The sequence below is a fragment of the Pseudomonas sp. FSL R10-0056 genome (assembly GCF_009600105.1).
GTDB classification, from domain to species: Bacteria; Pseudomonadota; Gammaproteobacteria; order Pseudomonadales; family Pseudomonadaceae; genus Aquipseudomonas; species Aquipseudomonas bubulae.
The window spans coordinates 1-223 of record NZ_WIWL01000158.1 but is presented as its reverse complement, the minus strand read 5'-3'; the positions used below and the strand labels follow the sequence as shown (position 1 = coordinate 223).

Sequence of the window (223 nt, the reverse complement as noted above, 5' to 3'; positions counted from 1 at the left end):
CCCCTAGGGGACTCGAACCCCTGTTACCGCCGTGAAAGGGCGGTGTCCTAGGCCACTAGACGAAGGGGACACAAACCCTTCTAACAGTGATCAGCGCTGAGTGCTGATCGATCCAATGCCAGTGTGGCCCGACATTGAACTGTAAATTGGTGGAGCTAAACGGGATCGAACCGTTGACCTCTTGCATGCCATGCAAGCGCTCTCCCAGCTGAGCTATAGCCCC

General features: G+C 56.5%; 1 tRNA gene. It reads right to left on the bottom strand.

The features are described 5' to 3' along the window. Positions 1-147: 147 nt before the first annotated feature. Positions 148-223: transfer RNA gene (locus tag GHO42_RS08150), tRNA-Ala, on the bottom strand.